The sequence below is a fragment of the Tardiphaga sp. genome, from assembly GCF_041424195.1.
Taxonomy (GTDB): domain Bacteria; phylum Pseudomonadota; class Alphaproteobacteria; order Rhizobiales; family Xanthobacteraceae; genus Tardiphaga.
In genome coordinates this window covers 74,980-93,794 of record NZ_JBGMOE010000073.1, presented here as the reverse complement: position 1 = coordinate 93,794, position 18,815 = coordinate 74,980, and the positions used below count along the sequence as shown (strand labels likewise).

The window sequence follows — 18,815 nt, the reverse complement described above, 5'->3', positions numbered from 1 at the left end:
AGGATGAGGGCTGGTGTCCGCCAAAGTGCCTTGAAATTCCCGGCCCGGCATGGTCTCAAGCACCCTATTCGGAACCCGGCGCTATCAGCGCCTTCGCAAGCTCAATCCGGCAGAAATTCCCCATGGCACGCAGGTTTTCGGCCGCCTACCAGTCGGAGCCAGTATCCAGCCTGGCGCTGTGGGCGCGGCGCCTTGCGGTTTTTGCCGCCCTCGCGGCCCTCACATCGATCATCATCGTTCGCTTCGGGTTCCTCGAGGTGAAACCGGCGCTGATGACCTTCTTCGGGGCATTGGGCTTTGCCGGCCTGTCGATCCTGGTCGCGCTCGCCGGCTTTGCCGCGATCTGGCAGAACGGATCGCGCGGCATGAGCGTGATCCTGGTGGCGCTGATGCTCGACGCGGCGATCCTGGCTTATCCCGGCTACCTTGCGTACCAGTATCGCAAGCTGCCGAAGATCCACGACATCACCACCGACCCGATCGACCCGCCGCGCTTCGAGGCGCTGGCACGGCTGCGTATCGGCGACGACACCAACTCCGCCGTCTATGCCGGCCTTTACTCCGCCGAACAGCAGCGCGTCGCCTATCCTGATATCGAGCCGGTCGAACTGGAAGTGCCGGTGCAGCGCGCCTATGACGTGACCCTGGCGCTGGTCAACAAGCGCAAATGGCTGGTGATCGACGAGCGCCCGCCACTGCCGCCGCGCCGCATCGGCCGCATCGAGGCGGTGGCACGCACGCCGATCATGGGTTTTCGCGAGGACGTCTCGATCCGCTTCACACCCGACGGCGAGGGCTCGCGCGTCGATATCCGCTCGTCGTCGCGCTATTTCGAAGGCGACCTCGGCAGCAACGCGGCGCGCATCACCAAGCTGATCGACGATATCAACACGGCCGTCGACAGCGCGCCGGCACCGAAGAAGGCGGCGACGCCGGCGAAGGCCGCGGCGAAGGGCGCTAAGAAGTAGGCTCCGATACGCCGGCCTCCCGCTCCCTCGCCCCGCACTTGCGGGGACAGGTTAGATTGCAGCGACGCAGTTATCCCTACGCACGTTTCTCCACATTGGCGATCCGCTCGGGCACGCCGAACTCCTGCCGGCACACGTCGGCGAGAACCGCGATGCCTTCGCGGATTTCGTCATGCGTCGGGCTGGCAAAACAGATCCGGATGTGGCTGCCGGCATAGGCCTTGTCGACGGACCATTCCGGGCCGGGATTGATGGCAACGCCAGCCTTGAGGGCGGCCTGATACAGTTTCATGGCATCGACATTGGCGGGCAGCTTGACCCACAGAAAGATGCCGCCGCGGGGATCATCGAATTCTGCCGCCGTGCCGAACTGTTCGTTGAGCGCGTCCATCAGCGTCTCCAGCTTGGCGCGCAGACCGCGCGTCGCCTTGGGCACATGACTGGCGAAATGCGGCACGCAATATTCGGCGAGGACCATCTGCTCCAGCGCACCGGACCCCGCATCGGTCTTCAGCGCCAGCATGCGTGACATGATCTCCCAGGGCGCAACGATGTAACCAACGCGCAGCGCCGGCGCGATCGATTTCGAGAACGAGCCGATATGGATCACGCTGCCGGTCTTATCCATCGCGTAAAGCGCCGGCGGCCGCTCGCCGTTCCAGATCAGATCGGCATAGCAATCGTCCTCGAAAATCGGGACGCCGTATCTGGCCGACAACGCCAGCAATTCGCGGCGGCGAGTCTCCGGCATGATGGTGCCGGTCGGATTCTGCACCGTCGGGATCGTGTAGATATATTTCGGGCGGATGCCCTTCGTCTTGAGGTCTTCCAGTGCTGTGGCCAGCGCATCCATCTGCATGCCGTCCTGATCCAGCGGGATGCCGACGATATTGACGCCCATCCGCGTCAGCCGGTTGATCGAGCCCTGATAACAGTCGCGCTCGATGATGACGGTGTCGCCCTTGGCGAGCAGGCTGTAATTGACGAGATCGAGCGCCTGTAGCGAGCCGGAAACGACCAGCACGTCGTCGGCGGTGCAATCGATGCTCGCATCGCGCTTCAGCTTGGCCGCAATAAAATCGCGCAGCGGCAGATAGCCCTGCGGACCGCTCGCCAGACCATATGTTGCCAGCGTACGGCCCTCGCGCAGCATGACCGCATTGGCGGCAGCGGTCAGGCCCTCCACCGGCACCTGATCCATGTCGTTATTCCCGCCGACAAAGCTGTATTTGGCGAGACCGGTCCATTTTGCCGCAGGTGCAGGCAGGCCCGGAGGCAGCAATGGCGCGTAATCGAACCGTGCGGTGGTGGTCATGAACGTCGTCTCCCTGTCGCCTTTTTGTATTAAAGGCCGCTTTTATGATGAAGGCTGCCTCGTTGGACCGCCCTCCGCGTGTATCATGCGCTGAATGCCGGATTTTACCCCTTTGCCCTCACGCGCTGCACCATTAGAGTGCCGCCGCAAAGACAAGCTTTTTCCGGCAGGTGCATGCACGACTTAATCCGCGATATCACGCTGTGTATCCTGTTTGCGTGGGGCATCGGGCTCGTTGCGCATATCACCCGGCAGCCGTTGATTCTTGCTTATCTGATTGCCGGCTTCATCATTGGGCCATTCGGCATCGGCTGGGTCAAGTCGGACGAATCCATCAGCACGATTTCCGAACTCGGCCTGATCTTCATGCTGTTCATGATCGGTCTCGAGATCGACCTGAAGAAGATCATCCGCGCCGGCCAGGTCATCCTGTTCGCCGCGGGCGGGCAATTGATCGCCGGCTGCGTGCTCGGCGCGGCCTTCTTCATGGCGCTCGGCCTCAAGCTCGGCGGTGGCGGCTTCGATGCGCTGTATCTCAGCGTCGCCTGCGCACTGTCCTCGACGGTGGTCATCGTCAAGGTGCTGTATGAGAAACGCGAGCTCGACACCCTGCCGGGCCGCATCACCCTCGGCATCCTGGTGCTGCAGGACATCTTCGCGATCCTGTTTCTGGCGGTGCAGCCGAGTCTCGCCGATCTGCAGGTCAGCGTCATCGCGCTGTCGATCGCGCGCGTCGGCGTGCTGGTCGCCACCGCGCTGATCCTGAGCCGCTATGTGCTGCCGCCACTGTTCCACCAGATCGCACGGCGCCCTGAACTGGTGCTCCTGGGCGCGCTGGCCTGGTGCTTCCTGATCGGCGAGATCGCCGAACGGCTGCATCTGTCGCGCGAGATGGGCTCGCTGGTCGCCGGCGTATCGCTATCGACCTTCCCCTATGCGCTCGACGTCACCGCCAAGGTGACGACGCTGCGGGACTTCTTCATTACGCTGTTCTTCGTCGCCGTCGGCATGACGATCCCGATCCCGAACGGCGCGACCATCGGTCTCGCACTGATCATCGCCGTGTTCACCGTGGTCAGCCGTCTGCTCACCACCTTCACGCCGCTCTATCTGATGAAGCAAGGCCTGCGCGCCAGCCTGCTGCCGGCGCTCAATCTGGCGCAGATCAGCGAATTCTCGCTGGTGGTGTTGCAGACGGGCATTGCTGCCGGCCATATCACCACGCAGACCTCCAGCGCTGCGTCCTTTGCCTTCGTCATCCTCGCGGTGCTCTCGACCTTCACCATGATGCGCAGCGACCGGATCACGCGCCTGCTGATCGGTCCGTTGAAGCGGATCGGATTGCGCGACCTCGATCACGGCCAGGCCGGCGAGGCCGATCACGCCGGTCATGGCGATGCCCGCCGCATCGTCATTCTCGGCTTCTTCCGCACGGCATCCGCCCTGCTCGCCGAGATCGAGCGCCAGAACGCATCGCTGCTCGACCAGATCAGTGTCGTCGACTTCAATCCCAACGTCTTCCGCACCCTGGTCGGGCGCGGCCAGCACGTGATCTATGGCGACATCAGCAATGTCGACACGCTGGTCCATGCCGGCGTCGGCAAGGCCGAGATCATCATCCTCAGCGTGCCGGACTCGCTCCTGAAGGGCGCGAATAACGAGAAGCTGGTCCGCCACGTCCGCTCGATCAACCCGACCGCCAAGATCATCTCGACGGCGGATGTGCTCGGCGACGTCAACGATATTTACGCGGCCGGCGCCGACTACGTCACCGTGCCCCGGCTCAGCGACGCCCATGCGCTGTATGAGGTCATCGAGGCCGTCGATCAGGGCCTGCTCGACGCCAAACGCGCCGAAACGGACGCGCAACTGGCCGAACGCCGGGAAGTGCTGCCGTAGCTTCTGCCGGCGGTTACGTCGCGGCGCTGGCGGGCGCGAGCGCTGGCCGTATGCGGTCCGGCAACATCAGCGCAACGGCGGCGCCGGCGGCTGACAGAACGGCAGCCACGCCCAGTGCGGCCCGGAAGCCGGTGCTGAATGTCTCCGGCGTCTGCAAGCCGCCGAACCGATTGAAGACCGCGACCATAAGGGCGATGCCGAGTGCCCCGCCAAGAAAGCGGAACATGTTGAAGGCTCCCGAGGCCTTGCCGATGTCGGCGGGCGAAACCGCGCTGATGACTGCATTTTGAGCGGCGGGCATCGCCAGCGACACCCCGGCGCCGGCAAGGATCATCGGCGCCGCCAATGCGGTGAAGGCTCCATCGGGCGCAGCGATCATGGCGATCCACGCCATTCCGGTCGCCTGCAGCAGCAAGCCGCCGACCACCAGCGGCCGCTCGCCGAGCCGGTTGACCAGCCGCCCGCCGAGCGGTGCGAACACGAACAAGGTGGCGGTCCAGGGTATGATGCGCAGCCCGGCACCGAGCGGCCCGAAGCCCTGCGCGGTCTGGAAGAACTGCGCGACGAAGAACAGCACGCCATACATGGCGGCATAGAGCAGCAGGCTGGCCGCGATGCCGGACGATAGAGCGCGGCTGCGGAACAGCGGCATCGGCAGCATCGGCTGCGGTGTGCGCCATTCGAACGCGACGAAGCCAACCGCCAGCAGGATGCCGGCGGTCAGCGCCGTCACCACCTCGGGCGCGGTCCAGCCGGCCGTGTTGCCGCGCGTCAGGCCCCAGACGGTCGCAAATGCGGCGCTGCTGACCAGCGCGATGCCGCCGATGTCGAGCGCGGCGGCCGGGCCTCGGCTTTCCGGAATCCGCAGATAGACCAGCGGCAGCACCACCAGGCCGACCGGCAGGTTGATCCAGAAGATCCATTGCCAGGCGAAGCCCGCGGCGATGGCACCGCCGACAATTGGCCCGGCGATCAGCGCCAGTCCGGTGATACCGCCCAGGATACCCAGCGCCCTGGCGCGCTGCTCGCGCGGGAAAGCGACGCCGAGCAGCGCCATGGCCAGCGGCATCAGCAGCGCAGCCCCGGCCCCCTGCAACGCGCGCCCCGCGATCAATGCGCCGGCGGTTTTCGACATCCCGCATATCCCGGAAGCGACGACGAAAAGGCCGATTCCTGCGACGAACAGGCGGCGGCGCCCGAACCGGTCACCCAGCGCGGCCCCGGTCAGCAGCAGTACCCCGAAGGACAGGTTGTAGGCGTTGACGGTCCATTGCAGCATCTCGATGGAGGCGCCCAGGTCGCTGCGGATGGTACCGAGTGCGGTGGTCACGACCAGCGAGTCCAGCGCCGCCATGAAGGATGCGGCCGAGGTCAGTGCCAGCACCCAGTTTTTCGTCGTCGTCTCGTCGCCCTGTGTCATGTCACATCCCGCTCCAGGAGCCCGCACCTTGCAGGCTGTGTCCCGAGGACGAATGAGGGGCGGCAAAGGATGCAGGAAAAAAAATTTCGTGCCTGCGCATCCTTTGCGCCACCAGCATCGTCCTTGGATCAGGAGCCCGGCGGTGACGACCGGCGCGAACGACGGAGCAGGCAAATGAAGCGAACTTTGATACGCTACCGGACCAAAGACGATGCGGCTGCGGAAAATCAGCGCCTCATCGAGAACGTGTTCCGGGAGCTGCAGGCCAAGGCGCCGGAGGGAGTCCGCTACATGGTGCTCAGACTGGGCGACGGCAGTTTTGTTCACTTTGTCGAGGACGCTGACGGGCGCAATTCGGTGCCCGAGCTCGATGCCTTCAAACTGTTCCAGAGCGGCATCAAGGAGCGCTGCGCCGAACCGCCGCTGGCGCATGCCGCGACCATCGTCGGCAATTACCGCATGCTGGATCCACGATGAGCGATTTCGCCGCGCCGGCCGCCAGCCGTGATGCGTTCGATCGATTGCTTGGGGAGCTCCGGCCGAAGCTCCATCGCTATTGCGCGCGCATGACCGGCTCGGTGATCGACGGCGAGGACGTGGTTCAGGAGGCGATCATCAAGGCGCTCGAGGCCTTTGCCGATGCGGGCCCGATCGCCAGGCCGGAGGGCTGGCTGTTCCGGATCGCGCACAACACTGCGCTGGATTTCCTGCGCCTCCGCGCCCGGCGCGCAGGCGACCTGTCCGACGAGGATCTGGCAATGCTGATCGAGCCGACCGATATTGTGCAGGGCCGCGAGATCGCCGCCGCCAGTCTGCGCACTTTCATGCGGTTGCCGGCGGCGCAGCGCTCCAGCGTCATCCTGATGGATGTGCTCGGCTACACCCTGGACGATATCGGCGGCGTGACCGGCGCTACCCTGCCCGCCGTCAAGGCCGCCCTGCATCGCGGCCGCGCGCGGCTGCGCGAACTGGCAGCCGAGCCCGAGGACGCGCGGCCGCCTGCGCTATCGGCCCGCGAGCATGCGCTGCTGACCGCCTATATCGACCGCTTCAACGCGCGCGATGTCGATGCTGTCCGCGCCATGCTGGCGGATGAGGTGCGGCTCGATCTGGTTGCCCGCCACAAGGTTGCCGGCCGTGCAGAGGTCTCGAAGTATTTCACCAACTACGACAAACTGCAGGACTGGCATCTGGTCGCCGGCACGGTGGAAGGGCGCGCCGCGGCGCTGGTATGCGATGTCCGCGATCCCGGCGGACCGCCGCTGTATTTCGTGCTGCTCGCCTGGAGCGGCAACCGCCTGCTGCACATCCGCGACTTTCGGTATGCGCGCTATGCGATCGAAAGTGCAGCCGTGGTCGCGCTGTGCTAGACTGACGGCGCTGCGCATTTCTCCCGCTTCCTGCACATGTGGGGGATGAATCGGGCTCAATTCCGCACTGCGGACGATGGCGACCCGCCATACGATCCCGTGGGTTGCACCGCCTGCCGCTCTGCGCCATATGGACCTCACACAGAGCAAGAGTACACGCATGGCCGACCCGATTTCAGACGTTCTGCAAGCCTTTGCCGCCGGCGAAATGGTCGTGGTGACCGACGATGACGACCGCGAGGGCGAAGGCGACCTCATCGTCGCCGCGTCCTTCTGTACCGCCGAGAAGATGGCCTTCATCATCCGGCATACCTCCGGCATCGTCTGCGCACCGATCACCACCGAGGATGCGCGCCGGTTGCGGCTCGATCCGATGGTCGTCAACAACGATAGCAATCACACCACCGCCTTTACCGTTTCGATCGACTACAAGCCCGATGGCGGCACCGGCATTTCGGCCGACGAGCGTGCCTCCTGCTGCCGCGCGCTGGCCAATCCGAATGCCGGCGCCAATGACTTCGCCCGCCCCGGCCATATCTTCCCGCTGATCGCCAGGGAGGGCGGCGTGCTGATGCGCTCCGGCCATACCGAAGCTGCGGTCGATCTTTGCAAGCTGTCCAATCTCGCCCCGGTCGGCGTCATCAGCGAATTGATGAACGACGATGGCTCGGTGATGAAGGGCCAGCAGGTCGTCGACTTCGCGGCGAAGCACAAGCTCAAGCATGTCACGATCGCTGACATGATCGCCTATCGTCAGGCGCGCGAGAAACTGATCGAGCGCGTCTCGAGCTTCATTACCGAGAGTCCGATCGGCCCGCTGCACGGCTATTCCTATCGCTCGCCGTTCGATCCGATCCACCATGTGGCCTTCGTTTACGGCAGCGTCGGCGACGGCAGAAACGTGCTGACGCGCTTTCACAAACCGAACATCGTCAAAGATATCTTCTACGGCCCGGTCAAGATGCAGGCTGTGCTGGAGCGCTTCAAGAAGGACGGCAGTGGCGTGCTGGTCTACCTGCGCGATGGTGCTGCGGGGGTTCCCGTCGAGCCGCTCGATGCGCCGAAGTCGGCAGAAGCCGACCGCAACCGGCAGTGGCGTGAAATCGGCGTCGGTGCACAGATCCTGCGCGATCTCGGCGTCACCTCGATCCGCCACCTGACTTCGTCGACCCATGACTATAAGGGCCTGTCGGGTTTCGGCATCGAGATCGCCTGCAACGAACAGCTTGATGGCTAAAGGTCGAAGACCTAAAATACCGAATTCCACATAGGCCAGGGCCACCTCTGGCGGCAATGACCTATGTGAGACGTAAATGCGCAGGCAAGGAAACCAAAAAGCCTGCGCACGAACCAGCCACGATATGAAAGGGATTTCGATGAGCGTTGCCCCCAAGGGTAAGGACAAGCCTGCTGCGAATTTTCAGTGGGACGATGCGTTCCTGCTCGATAGCCAGCTCACCGAAGACGAGCGCATGATCCGCGACACCGCGCGCGCTTACGCCCAGGACAAGCTGCTGCCGCGCGTCAGCGACGCTTATCTCAATGAACACACCGACCGCGAAATCTTCAACGAGATGGGCGAACTCGGCCTGATCGGCATCACGCTGCCGGAAGACTATGGCTGCGCCAATGCCAGCTACGTCGCCTACGGCCTCGTGGCCCGCGAGATCGAGCGCGTCGATTCCGGCTACCGCTCGATGAACTCGGTGCAGTCGTCGCTGGTGATGTATCCGATCTATGCCTATGGCAGCGAGGAACAGCGCAAGAAGTACCTGCCCAAGCTCGCCACCGGCGAATGGGTCGGCTGCTTCGGCCTCACCGAACCCGATGCCGGTTCCGATCCCGGCGGCATGAAGACCCGCGCCGAGAAGGTGTCGGACGGCTACAAGCTGTCCGGCTCCAAGATGTGGATCTCCAACGCCCCGATCGCCGACGTGTTCGTGGTGTGGGCGAAGTCCGCCGCCCATGACAACCAGATCCGCGGCTTCATTCTCGAGAAGGGTATGAAGGGCCTCACCGCACCGAAGATCGGCGGCAAGCTCAGCTTGCGTGCCTCGATCACCGGCGAGATCGTGATGGACGGCGTGATCGTGCCGGAAGAGAACCTCCTGCCCAACGTGTCGGGCCTGAAGGGTCCGTTCGGCTGCCTCAACCGCGCCCGTTACGGCATCTCCTGGGGCGTGCTCGGCGCCGCCGAGGACTGCATGGCCCGCGCCCGCCAGTACACGCTGGACCGCAAGCAGTTCAACCGCCCGCTCGCGGCCACCCAGCTGGTGCAGAAGAAGCTCGCCGATATGCTCACCGAAATCTCGCTCGGTCTGCAGGGCTCACTGCGCGTCGGCCGCCTGATGGACGAGGGCAATTTCCACCCGGACATGATCTCGGTGGTGAAGCGCAACAATTGCGGCAAGTCGCTGGATATCGCCCGCATGGCCCGCGACATGCACGGCGGCAACGGCATCCAGGCCGAATACCATGTGATGCGCCACGCGCAGAACCTGGAGACCGTGAACACCTATGAGGGCACCCACGACGTGCATGCGCTGATCCTCGGCCGCGCCATCACGGGCATCCAGGCGTTCGGCTAAGCGCCACTCGCTTTCAATGTTTCGAAATGCCCGGCCTCGCGCCGGGCATTTTTCGTTTGGCGAAGCCGGAATGACGGAGGGTTGACGTGCCCGGCATCATGTATCATCATAAGTTACATGAGACGAGACAGCCGCCTCTCCGCCACGCTGCATGCGCTGCTGCACATGGCCGAACAAAATCGCCCGATGACCTCGGCCGAACTGGCCATGTGCATGACCACCAATGCGGTGGTCGTCCGCCGCACCATGGCGGGGCTGCGCGATGCCGGCTTCGTGCGTTCCGAAAAGGGCCATGGCGGCGGCTGGGAGATCGCGCGCGACCTCGCCACCGTGACGCTGAAGGACATCTATGACGCGCTGGGCAAGCCCAGCCTGATGGCCATGGGCATTCATCTGGAAAGCCCGACCTGCCTTGTCGAACAGGCCGTCAATCACTCGCTCACATCGGCTTTCGCGGACGCGGAAGCGGTTCTGATCGGCCGCCTTGCGGATGTCACGCTGGCGCAACTCGCCGCGGATTTTCACGCGCGGGCGGAGGACTATCGCAGCAAAACGCCTACCAGGACTCCAAGGAAGAAATCATGAGTTTCGATGCCATCGTCATCGGCGGCAGCTATGCCGGCCTCTCCGCAGCGCTGCAATTGGTGCGCGCCCGCCGCAAGGTTCTGGTGATGGATTCAGGCCAGCGGCGCAATCGCTTCGCTGAACACTCCCATGGCTTTCTCGGCCAGGATGGCCGCGCCCCCGGCGCGATCGCTGCAGACGCCCGTGCACAGCTGATGAAATATCCCACGGTCGCGTGGGTCGATGCGAAGGCCACAACGAGTGAAGGCGAAGCGAACGCTTTCACTGTCAGCACCGAGAACGGCGCGCGCTATCAAGCCAGGCGCATCATCCTCGCTGCCGGCGTGGTCGATACATTGCCGGATGTCCCCGGCCTCGCCGAGCGCTGGGGCAAGCATGTGTTTCACTGTCCGTATTGCGACGGCTATGAACTGGATCAGGGCCGCATCGGCGTACTGGCATCGTCCGAGATGTCGATGCATCACGCCCTGATGCTGCCGGACTGGGGATCGACAACGTTGTTTCTCAATGGCGCCTTCGAGCCGGACGCCGGACAGATGGCTCAACTGAAGAAGCGCGACGTCACCATCGAACACGCGCCGATCGCGAAACTCTCCGGAGCATCCGTCGACGTCGAACTCGCTGATGGCCGCATCATTCCGCTCGACGGCATGTTCACGTTGACGCGCACCAGCCCGGCCTCGCCCCTCGGCGCGCAACTCGGCTGCACCATGGAAGACGGGCCGATGGGACCGTTCCTGCAAACCGACATGTTCAAGGAAACCACAGTTCCCGGCGTGTTCGCCTGCGGTGACATGGCGCGCGCGACGGGCTCGGTGGCGCTGGCTGTCGGCGACGGTGCGATGGCCGGGGTCGGCGCGCACCGGTCGTTGATGTTCGGAACGGGACACGGGTAGCACACACTCGTCATTCCGGGTCCAGTCCCGTTGCCTGCGGCGCCGCGCCCGCCCCGGAATGACGAGATCTGACGCATATCAGCCGCGACGCGCCGCCGTTTGCTTTCCCCGCTCCCCTTGCTAGTCATCACAGGCTGAGAACAGACTGGGAAGGACCGACCATGAGCGACAAGGACAACGGCGCCAACGACGACATTCCGTTCAATCGCGATTATCCGCTGAAGGCCGGCGTCGTCGATCAGGTTCGCCCGGGCGTGCGCCGCGTTCTCTGCAATAACCCCTCGCCTTTCACCTTCACCGGCACCAACAGCTATATCGTGGGCACCGGCAAGGTCGCGATCATCGATCCCGGCCCGGCCAATGATGCCCATCTGCAGGCGCTGCTCGATGCCGTAAAGGGCGAGACCGTGACGCATATTTTCGTCACCCACACCCATAGCGATCATTCGCCGAACACTGCGGCGCTCAAGGCCGCCACCGGTGCCACGGTCTATGCCGAAGGTCCGCACCGCGCCTCGCGGCCGCGCTTCGAGAGCGAAAAACATTCGCCGGAGTCAGGCGCCGACCGCGACTTCAAGCCGGACGTGCTTGTCGCCGACGGCGAGGTGATCGAAGGCGACGGCTGGGCGCTGGAAGGCGTGGCGACGCCGGGCCATACGGCCAATCACATGGCCTTTGCCTGGCGCGAGAAGAAGTATCTGTTCGTCGCCGATCACGTGATGGGCTGGTCGACGTCGATTGTCGCGCCGCCCGATGGCTCGATGATCGACTATATGGCCTCGCTCGACAAACTCGCGGCACGTGACGAGGACCTGTATTTCTCCGGCCACGGTCCGGATATTCCCGACGCACAGCGTTATGTGCGCTTTCTCATTCGCCACCGCCGCGCCCGCGAAACCTCGATCCTGCATCGTCTCGGCAAGGGCGAAGCGGATATCCCGACCATCGTGCGCGCCATCTATATCGGCCTCGACCCGCGCCTGACCAATGCCGCCGGCTATTCGGTGCTGGCGCATCTGGAAGATCTCGTCGCCCGCGGCATCGTGCTGACGGATGGTGATCCGGTAATCGGTGGCAGCTATCGGATGGCGTCCTAACCTCTCCCCGCCTGGCGAAGCTTTGCTTCGCAGGGAGCGGGAGAGGGAGCGAGAGGCCTGCGCCACAACATAACCGCTACGGCAGGTTCACGATCTCGACCCAGTTCGGATTCCTGCCCACAGCCGTCTCGCTCAGCTTGGTCAGGTTTCCCTTCGACTTGTCGATGGCATAGGCCGTCATGCTGTTCGAGAGCTGACCGACCGCCAGCAGATAGCGGCCGGACGGATCGATATTGAATCCGCGCGGCTGCTTCTCGGTGGCGGTGGAGCCGAGCGATGTCAGTGCACCGGTCTTGGGATCGACGCGGAAACCCGCGATGGTGTTGCTGGTGCGCTCGGACGCATAGAGAAACTTGCCGTCCGGTGTCAGATGGATATCCGCCGCCCAAGGCTTTCCCTCAAAAGGCTTTCCCTCAAAGGGCTTGCCATCAAAGCCCGTCGGCAAGGCAGATGCGACCTGGGTTTCCTTCTTCAAGGTGCCGGTCGCGGCATCCCACGGAAACACATAGATCGCCGCATCGAGCTCGTTGAGCAGATAGACGAACTTCTTGTCGGGCGAGAACACCAGATGGCGCGGGCCACCTTTCGCCTTCACGCTGACGGTCGGCGGATCGTTCGGCGTCAGCTTGCCGGCTTTGGCATCGAATTTCTGCTGATAGATGACATCGCCGCCGAGGCTCGTATGCAGCACATAGCGGTTGGTGGGATCGACGATGATGCAATGCGCATTCGGCTCGGTGGCAACCACCTGCTGCGCCGGTGCGATCACGCCATTCGGCCCGATCGCATTCACCGTCACCTTGTTGCCGCCATAGGAAGCGCCGAGCAGAAATCGCCCGGTGCGATCAATGGTGAGATAGGCCATGGAATCCGCCAGCGGCCCGGGACCGACCAGCTTCAACTTTCCGGTCTTGGCATCGATATCGAAGGTCACGGCCGTATAGGGCTCGTTGCGCAAACCGGCATAGAGCCGATGCTTCTCGGGACTGATGGCCAGCGGCAGCGAACCGCCCGGCTTGGCCGGTCCCGGCACCGCCACGGTTTCGATCGCAGCGAGATCGCCATTCGTTTTCAGTTCGAGAACGCTGATGTTCTGACTGTCGGCATTGCCGACATAGACATAACTGGCGGCGCTGGCCGACGACATGATGAGCCCTGTTGCTAGCGGGAGCGAGACGATTGCCCGCAGCGCCTTCAAACTGGCGCTGGCACGCGTGAATGGCCAATGACGCGAGATGGAGCGAACCCGTGCGAGCATCAACACCTCCCTGCCTCTTTTAATTGGGAGGGATGATGCTACCGCCCTCTGGAATTGGCAAGCTGCGCTGCGGCAAAGTCAGAACGACGCAATCAGAACCGACCGGCCACCGTTACCCGCAACGCCAGCGGCTCCACCGGATGCAGCACACGGTCCATGATGCCGGTCTGGCACACGGCGGCGGGCGCCGTCGGCGCTCCGCCGCCTGCGGGGAAGCACGCGGCGAATAGCGAGTCCGTTTTCAGCAACGAACCATAGGCATAGGTGATCTGGTCGGACCTGCTGTCGAGCATGTTGAAGGCATCGAGCTGGATACGCCAGCCATTGTCGAAGCGATAGCCGAACTGACCGTTCAGCAATCCCGTCGCCGGCGAAATGAATGCCGCGTCTTCCGTCAGCGGGCGTGGACCGAAATAGCGATAGCGCAGCGCGCCGAACCAGCCGGTGGCTTCGCCCAGACGAATGCCGGCGGAGGCGATCATGTTCGGCGCACCGGGAATGAGATTGCCGGGCGCGTTGCCGATCTGCGAGGCCGGATAGCCGTCGAGCTCCGCATAGGCCGCTGCCTGATCGGCATTGCTGCCGCGAAAGCGCGCGCGCGTCATCGCGAGGTCGGCTTCGAGGCTCAGCCATGATGTCGGCTTGTAATCGTTGGTCCATTCGAAGCCGACGCGGCGGCTGGGGCGGCTGACTTCTGTGGTGCCGGCATCGCCGACGAACAATATCTCCGAGGCCGAATCCAGCATGAACAAGGCAAGTGAACTGGTCAGGCCCGGCACGAGCTTCGTGCGCAGTCCGATCTCTGCGCCCTTGGTCTTCACCAGGAATGGCGAATGATCGACGGGTGACCCGTCCGACGGCGATTCCCTGATGGTCACGCCGCGCGCATCGTTGCTGTGAAAGCCCTCGCCGGCGTTCAGGAATAGTTCGGTCTTCGCAAAGGGACCTATCACCAGACCCGCCTTGGGGCTGCCGATGGTGGCCGTGGCGCTGCTGGAATTGGCGGGAGTGAAGAACGAATTGACCGCGGTGTCGTAAGAGTCGCCGCGCCAGCCCACATTGGTGCGCAGCCAGCCGGTCCAGAATGTGGTGTTCTGCACGAACACGCCGACGCTGCCTTCCTTGACGCCGTCGCTGCGGGTGGTGGAGAGATATTGCCGCTGGATGGTATTGCCGAGGCTGACATTGATATCGTCGTAGCGGCTCTGGAGTCCGACTTCGGTCTCGTTGCGGAAGCCAGCGATCGTGTACTTGAATTTATGCGAGGCATTGATGCCGCCGAGCACGCGATCATCATATTGATGAAACTGATCGCCATTGACGGGATCGCTCAGGAAGAACGTGAAGTTGTTCCACAGATTGAGCCTGCTCTTGATGACGTAGAAATCGAGCTTGGTGGCGCTGTCCCCATCAGTCTGCCTGAGACGGCCGGACAGCGAGAAACGCTCCGAATTGCCGCCATCGCTCGGATCGAGCGCGCCATAGCGCCCGATCTCGCCCGAGGCGATCGCGCGCAGCGGGACCTGATCGGTGGAATTCCATTTGTTGCCATAGGCCATGCCGGTGAGCGAGAGACCGTTGTCCGCGGTACCCTGGCTGTAGCGGATCACGCCGTTGAGCTTCTGGAGCCTGTCGGGATTGTCCCACAGGCCGTTATAGATATTGGCCTCGGCGGCCACCAGCAGCGTGCCCTCGCCGACTTTGCCCGAGGTGACACCAAAGGCACGGTTGTAGCCGAAACTGCCTGACGTGATCGACGCCATGGTGCGCGCGACACTGTCGATCAGGCTGACATGGATCGCGCCGACCGATGAGAAGTCGCCTTCATCGGCGAAATACGGACCCTTGCGGACATTCACTGAACTGATCAGCTCCGGGATCAGGAAATTCGTATCGGCATAGCCCTGACCATGACCATGGGTGCGCATGTTCACCGGCATGCCGTCGATGGAGATCGCCAGATCGGTGCCGTGATCCAGATTCACGCCGCGCAGAAAATACTGGTTGGCTTTGCCCTCGCCGGAATGCTGGGTGATGATCAGGCCCGGCGCCACTTCGAGCGCTTCGGCCGGGCGCGACAGCGGCCGTGCATTGACCTCGGCGCCGCTGATCGTCTTTTCGCTGGCGGAGGCGGCCGGCGCCTGTGCCGTGCCGACGCCCGGCGTGACCCCTCCGCCCCCCGAGCCTTGGGTCGGTGCAGTCACACTGCGCGGCGCCGATCGACCTGCCTCGGTCCCGCTGCGCGGCACGCGCGGCTTCGCCGCATGCCGAGACGGCGCCTGAACCTCGACGGGGGACAGCACGGTCGTCGGCTGCGCAACCGACGGCATGACGGTCGTGAGTGACAAGGCCAATACGAGTCCGGCCGATGAAAAGAGAGAGCGATGCATCGGTCAGTCGGCCGGGCTATGCTGGGTTCAACGAGAACACACTGACACACCGAGTATGACGAAGTCAAAGATTCGTCATACTCTTTGAGAGGACCGATGCAGCGCATTACGATCACGCTCGACGACGACCTGATGGAAGAGCTGGATGCGATGATCGCCGAACACGGCTATCAGAATCGCTCCGAAGCGATCCGCGATTTCGCCCGTGCCGGCATGCAGCAGGCGGCGCAGGAGAAGGGCAAGACCGGCGAATGCGTGGCCGCTCTGGTCTATGTCTATGACCACGCCCAGCGCGACCTGTCACGACGGCTGGTCGACACCTATCACCATCACCACGATCTCTCGCTGGCAACGCTGCATGTGCATCTCGACGGCGACAACTGCATGGAAGTCACCGCACTGCGCGGCTCCGGCAGCGAGGTGCAGCATTTCGCCGACCACATCATCGCCGAGCGCGGGGTGAAATACGGGCGGGTGGTGATGATGCCGACGGGGAAGAAACCGGAGGGGAAGAAGGGGCACAGCCACGGGTGATGGGGACGCGCCGATGCCTTTGACACCGCGGCTGATGGTCTCCCTCCCCAAGCAAAGCGCAGTGGGGAGGGATAAGAAAGCGCTCAATCCCAATCAGGCGCAAACGCCGGATTCACCAGCCGCTGGGTCTTCGGCAGCGCTGCGATCGTCTTGCGGTCCTCGTCGTCCAGCGTCACCTTCAGTGCATCCAGATTAGCTTGCTGGCTCTCCTTGCGCGACGCCTTGGGGATTGCGGCAACGCCATCCTGATCAAGCAGCCACTTCAGTGCGACCTGCGCAGCGGTGACACCGTGTTTGGTCGCGATCTTTTTCATCACATCGTTATCGGCCAGCCGGCCCTGACCGAGCGGACAATAGGCCACCAGCGGAATCGACTTCGACCGCAGATAGGTCAGCAGCTTCGTCTGGTCGAGCAGTGCATGGTATTCGACCTGGTTGCAGGCGACCGGCGCGCCGATCTCTTCCACCGCCTGCTTCATCAGCTTGACCGGGAAATTGGCAACGCCGAGCGCGCGGATGCGGCCTTCGTCCTTGAACCCCATCAGCGTTTTGAAGATCGCCGGCAGGTCCATGCCTTTCGACGGCCAATGCACCAGATAGAGATCGACGACATCGAGCCCGAGTTTCTTCTGGCTGGCGTCGAACGCGCGCTTGATGGCATCGGGTGCCAAATTTTCATGCCACACCTTGGTGGTCACATGCAGATCCCCACGGGCAATGCCCGAAGCCTTGATGCCGGCGCCCACTTCGGCCTCATTGCCATACATTTCGGCGGTGTCGATGTGGCGATAGCCGAGCCCGATGGCGCTTGCCACGCCGGCGACGCAACCCTCGCCCGTGAGCTTGAATGTGCCGAGGCCGAGCTTCGGCACGCGAATGCCCTGGGTGTTCAAGTTGTCCATGTCAATTCCTCAATGTGGCGAAACCGCCCGAGACGACGGCGCCGGAAGTGTTTGATACGGTGCCAGCCTGCAACGATAAATTCAAATCGCCGGGAGAGTTCAACACCATGGAAAAGGCATTACGCGGATGGCTGGAATCCCACGGCCTGCTCGCCATCATTGCGGCGGTCCTCGGGATCATCAGCCTGCTGGCCATGACGCTGGTGCTCGGGGGCTTCTGGCTGGCGCGCTGAGCGGCATGATTTCACGATGTCGCTAATGGGCTTCTTGATGTCGTTGATGGACTAGTACCGATCCCCGAAATACGCAACACTCCGGGCCTGATCGCCACCCGGATTTTTCATGCGCTATTCGCTGACGTCGCTGTTCAGGCAGACCCTCACCGGCCACAAGGGCTGGACGCCGCAATGGCGCGATGCCGCGCCCAAGGCCGAATACGACATTGTCATCGTCGGCGGCGGCGGGCACGGACTGGCGACGGCTTATTATCTGGCAAAGGAATACGGCCTCAGAAATATCGCCGTCCTTGAGAAGAGCTGGATCGGGTCAGGCAATATCGGCCGCAACACCACCATCATCCGCTCCAACTACCTGCTCTCCGAGAATATCTCGCTCTACGAGCTGTCGTTGAAGCTGTGGGAAGGCCTTGAGCAGGACTTCAACTACAACGCCATGGTCAGCCAGCGCGGCGTGCTCAACCTCTATCACTCCGACGGCCAGCGCGATGCCTATGCCCGGCGCGGCAACATGATGCGGCTGAACGGCGCCGATTCCGAGCTGCTGGATCGCGATGGCGTCCGCAAGCTCTATCCGTTCCTGAATTTCGATGCCGCGCGCTTTCCGATCCAGGGTGGCCTGCTGCAGAAACGCGGCGGCACCGTGCGCCATGACGCGGTGGCGTGGGGCTATGCCCGCGCCGCCTCGGACCGCGGCGTCGATGTGATCCAGAATTGCGAAGTGACAGGGATCGACATCGTCGACGGTCGCGCGGTGGGCGTGCAGACCTCGCGCGGCGTGATCAGGGCCAAGAAGATCGGGCTCGCCGTCGCCGGCTCGTCCTCGCGCGTGGCGGCACTGGCCGGGATGCGGCTGCCGATCGAAAGCCATGTGCTGCAGGCTTTCGTCTCCGAGGGGCTGAAGCCGATCATTCCCGGCGTGATCACCTTCGGCGCCGGACATTTCTATATCAGCCAGTCCGACAAGGGCGGACTGGTGTTTGGCGGCGATATCGACGGCTACAACTCCTATGCCCAGCGCGGCAATCTGCCTGTGGTCGAGGACGTGTGCGAAGGTGGCATGGCGCTGATGCCGGCCATCGGCCGCGCGCGCATGCTGCGCAACTGGGGCGGCCTCGTCGACATGTCCATGGACGGCTCGCCGATCATCGACCGCACCCACGTCAAAGGGCTCTATCTCAATGCCGGCTGGTGCTATGGCGGCTTCAAGGCCACGCCCGGCTCCGGTCTGGTGTTCGCGCATCTGCTGGCGAAGGACGAACCGCATCCCGCCGCCAATCGGCTGCTGCTGGATCGCTTTCGCTCCGGTCACATCGTCGATGAAAAGGGCCAGGGCGCCCAACCGAACCTGCACTGA

The 18,815-nt window shown here is 63.4% G+C and carries 17 protein-coding genes; 12 read left to right on the top strand and 5 right to left on the bottom strand.

The window, feature by feature from the left end:
• The first annotated feature begins 122 nt into the window (after positions 1–122).
• The gene (locus ACEK02_RS11840) at positions 123–968 is read left to right on the top strand and encodes a DUF1499 domain-containing protein (protein ID WP_371421905.1); all 846 of its coding nucleotides are present in this window, start codon (positions 123–125) and stop codon (positions 966–968) included.
• Positions 969–1,044: 76 nt separating this feature from the next.
• On the opposite strand, the gene ACEK02_RS11835 is transcribed toward ACEK02_RS11840, so the two are convergent.
• Positions 1,045–2,283: a PLP-dependent aminotransferase family protein gene (locus ACEK02_RS11835; protein ID WP_371421899.1), complete on the bottom strand. Its 1,239-nt coding sequence runs from the start codon at positions 2,281–2,283 to the stop codon at positions 1,045–1,047.
• A 174-nt stretch (positions 2,284–2,457) separates the two neighbouring features.
• On the opposite strand from ACEK02_RS11835, the gene ACEK02_RS11830 reads away from it, so the two are divergent.
• The gene (locus ACEK02_RS11830; protein ID WP_371421898.1) at positions 2,458–4,182 is read left to right on the top strand and encodes a cation:proton antiporter; all 1,725 of its coding nucleotides are present in this window, start codon (positions 2,458–2,460) and stop codon (positions 4,180–4,182) included.
• Positions 4,183–4,195: 13 nt separating this feature from the next.
• Here ACEK02_RS11830 and ACEK02_RS11825 read toward each other — a convergent pair whose 3' ends face one another.
• The gene (locus ACEK02_RS11825) at positions 4,196–5,602 is read right to left on the bottom strand and encodes an MFS transporter (protein ID WP_371421897.1); all 1,407 of its coding nucleotides are present in this window, start codon (positions 5,600–5,602) and stop codon (positions 4,196–4,198) included.
• A gap of 123 nt (positions 5,603–5,725) precedes the next feature.
• Here ACEK02_RS11825 and ACEK02_RS11820 point away from each other — a divergent pair, with 123 nt between their 5' ends.
• From ACEK02_RS11820 to ACEK02_RS11790, 7 genes are all read left to right on the top strand, one after another.
• Positions 5,726–6,079: a hypothetical protein gene (locus ACEK02_RS11820; protein ID WP_371421896.1), complete on the top strand. Its 354-nt coding sequence runs from the start codon at positions 5,726–5,728 to the stop codon at positions 6,077–6,079.
• Positions 6,076–6,972, top strand: a complete 897-nt coding sequence (locus ACEK02_RS11815) for a sigma-70 family RNA polymerase sigma factor (RefSeq protein ID WP_371421895.1) — start codon at positions 6,076–6,078, stop codon at positions 6,970–6,972. Before ACEK02_RS11820 ends, ACEK02_RS11815 begins: the two co-directional genes overlap by 4 nt.
• 160 nt (positions 6,973–7,132) lie before the next feature.
• Positions 7,133–8,209, top strand: a complete 1,077-nt coding sequence (ribB, locus tag ACEK02_RS11810; RefSeq protein WP_371421894.1) for a 3,4-dihydroxy-2-butanone-4-phosphate synthase — start codon at positions 7,133–7,135, stop codon at positions 8,207–8,209.
• A 139-nt stretch (positions 8,210–8,348) separates the two neighbouring features.
• Positions 8,349–9,560: an acyl-CoA dehydrogenase gene (locus tag ACEK02_RS11805; protein WP_371421893.1), complete on the top strand. Its 1,212-nt coding sequence runs from the start codon at positions 8,349–8,351 to the stop codon at positions 9,558–9,560.
• A gap of 117 nt (positions 9,561–9,677) precedes the next feature.
• Entirely contained in the window at positions 9,678–10,145 is a 468-nt protein-coding gene (locus ACEK02_RS11800) for an Rrf2 family transcriptional regulator (RefSeq protein WP_371421892.1), read from the top strand.
• A complete protein-coding gene (locus ACEK02_RS11795; RefSeq protein ID WP_371421891.1) occupies positions 10,142–11,041 on the top strand; it encodes an NAD(P)/FAD-dependent oxidoreductase in 900 nt (299 codons plus the stop codon). The genes ACEK02_RS11800 and ACEK02_RS11795 overlap by 4 nt, the downstream gene beginning before the upstream one ends.
• Positions 11,042–11,202: 161 nt before the next feature.
• Entirely contained in the window at positions 11,203–12,138 is a 936-nt protein-coding gene (locus ACEK02_RS11790; protein ID WP_371421890.1) for an MBL fold metallo-hydrolase, read from the top strand.
• A 76-nt stretch (positions 12,139–12,214) separates the two neighbouring features.
• Here ACEK02_RS11790 and ACEK02_RS11785 read toward each other — a convergent pair whose 3' ends face one another.
• Positions 12,215–13,396 (bottom strand): lactonase family protein, encoded by a 1,182-nt coding sequence (locus tag ACEK02_RS11785; RefSeq protein ID WP_371421889.1) that lies wholly within the window; start codon positions 13,394–13,396, stop codon positions 12,215–12,217.
• A gap of 92 nt (positions 13,397–13,488) precedes the next feature.
• On the bottom strand, positions 13,489–15,726 hold the full coding sequence (locus ACEK02_RS11780) for a TonB-dependent receptor (protein ID WP_371421904.1): 2,238 nt from the start codon (positions 15,724–15,726) through the stop codon (positions 13,489–13,491).
• Positions 15,727–15,882: 156 nt separating this feature from the next.
• On the opposite strand from ACEK02_RS11780, the gene nikR reads away from it, so the two are divergent.
• Positions 15,883–16,320 (top strand): nickel-responsive transcriptional regulator NikR, encoded by a 438-nt coding sequence (gene nikR / locus ACEK02_RS11775; protein WP_371421888.1) that lies wholly within the window; start codon positions 15,883–15,885, stop codon positions 16,318–16,320.
• Between the two features lie 83 nt (positions 16,321–16,403).
• Here nikR and ACEK02_RS11770 read toward each other — a convergent pair whose 3' ends face one another.
• Positions 16,404–17,222, bottom strand: a complete 819-nt coding sequence (locus tag ACEK02_RS11770) for an aldo/keto reductase (protein WP_371421887.1) — start codon at positions 17,220–17,222, stop codon at positions 16,404–16,406.
• Between the two features lie 14 nt (positions 17,223–17,236).
• On the opposite strand from ACEK02_RS11770, the gene ACEK02_RS11765 reads away from it, so the two are divergent.
• Both ACEK02_RS11765 and ACEK02_RS11760 read left to right on the top strand, forming a co-directional pair.
• Entirely contained in the window at positions 17,237–17,455 is a 219-nt protein-coding gene (locus ACEK02_RS11765) for a hypothetical protein (RefSeq protein ID WP_371421886.1), read from the top strand.
• A gap of 109 nt (positions 17,456–17,564) precedes the next feature.
• Positions 17,565–18,815: a sarcosine oxidase subunit beta family protein gene (locus ACEK02_RS11760; protein ID WP_371421885.1), complete on the top strand. Its 1,251-nt coding sequence runs from the start codon at positions 17,565–17,567 to the stop codon at positions 18,813–18,815.

What these genes read in the sequence shown, in the direction of transcription:
- ACEK02_RS11840 (WP_371421905.1), top strand. Translation starts at nt 123, where the DNA reads ATGGCACGCAGGTTTTCGGCCGCCTACCAGTCGGAGCCAGTATCCAGC.
- ACEK02_RS11835 (WP_371421899.1), bottom strand. Translation starts at nt 2,283, where the DNA reads ATGACCACCACCGCACGGTTCGATTACGCGCCATTGCTGCCTCCGGGC.
- ACEK02_RS11830 (WP_371421898.1), top strand. Translation starts at nt 2,458, where the DNA reads ATGCACGACTTAATCCGCGATATCACGCTGTGTATCCTGTTTGCGTGG.
- ACEK02_RS11825 (WP_371421897.1), bottom strand. Translation starts at nt 5,602, where the DNA reads ATGACACAGGGCGACGAGACGACGACGAAAAACTGGGTGCTGGCACTG.
- ACEK02_RS11815 (WP_371421895.1), top strand. Translation starts at nt 6,076, where the DNA reads ATGAGCGATTTCGCCGCGCCGGCCGCCAGCCGTGATGCGTTCGATCGA.
- ribB (WP_371421894.1), top strand. Translation starts at nt 7,133, where the DNA reads ATGGCCGACCCGATTTCAGACGTTCTGCAAGCCTTTGCCGCCGGCGAA.
- ACEK02_RS11805 (WP_371421893.1), top strand. Translation starts at nt 8,349, where the DNA reads ATGAGCGTTGCCCCCAAGGGTAAGGACAAGCCTGCTGCGAATTTTCAG.
- ACEK02_RS11800 (WP_371421892.1), top strand. Translation starts at nt 9,678, where the DNA reads ATGAGACGAGACAGCCGCCTCTCCGCCACGCTGCATGCGCTGCTGCAC.
- ACEK02_RS11795 (WP_371421891.1), top strand. Translation starts at nt 10,142, where the DNA reads ATGAGTTTCGATGCCATCGTCATCGGCGGCAGCTATGCCGGCCTCTCC.
- ACEK02_RS11790 (WP_371421890.1), top strand. Translation starts at nt 11,203, where the DNA reads ATGAGCGACAAGGACAACGGCGCCAACGACGACATTCCGTTCAATCGC.
- ACEK02_RS11785 (WP_371421889.1), bottom strand. Translation starts at nt 13,396, where the DNA reads ATGCTCGCACGGGTTCGCTCCATCTCGCGTCATTGGCCATTCACGCGT.
- ACEK02_RS11780 (WP_371421904.1), bottom strand. Translation starts at nt 15,726, where the DNA reads ATGCCGTCGGTTGCGCAGCCGACGACCGTGCTGTCCCCCGTCGAGGTT.
- nikR (WP_371421888.1), top strand. Translation starts at nt 15,883, where the DNA reads ATGCAGCGCATTACGATCACGCTCGACGACGACCTGATGGAAGAGCTG.
- ACEK02_RS11770 (WP_371421887.1), bottom strand. Translation starts at nt 17,222, where the DNA reads ATGGACAACTTGAACACCCAGGGCATTCGCGTGCCGAAGCTCGGCCTC.
- ACEK02_RS11760 (WP_371421885.1), top strand. Translation starts at nt 17,565, where the DNA reads ATGCGCTATTCGCTGACGTCGCTGTTCAGGCAGACCCTCACCGGCCAC.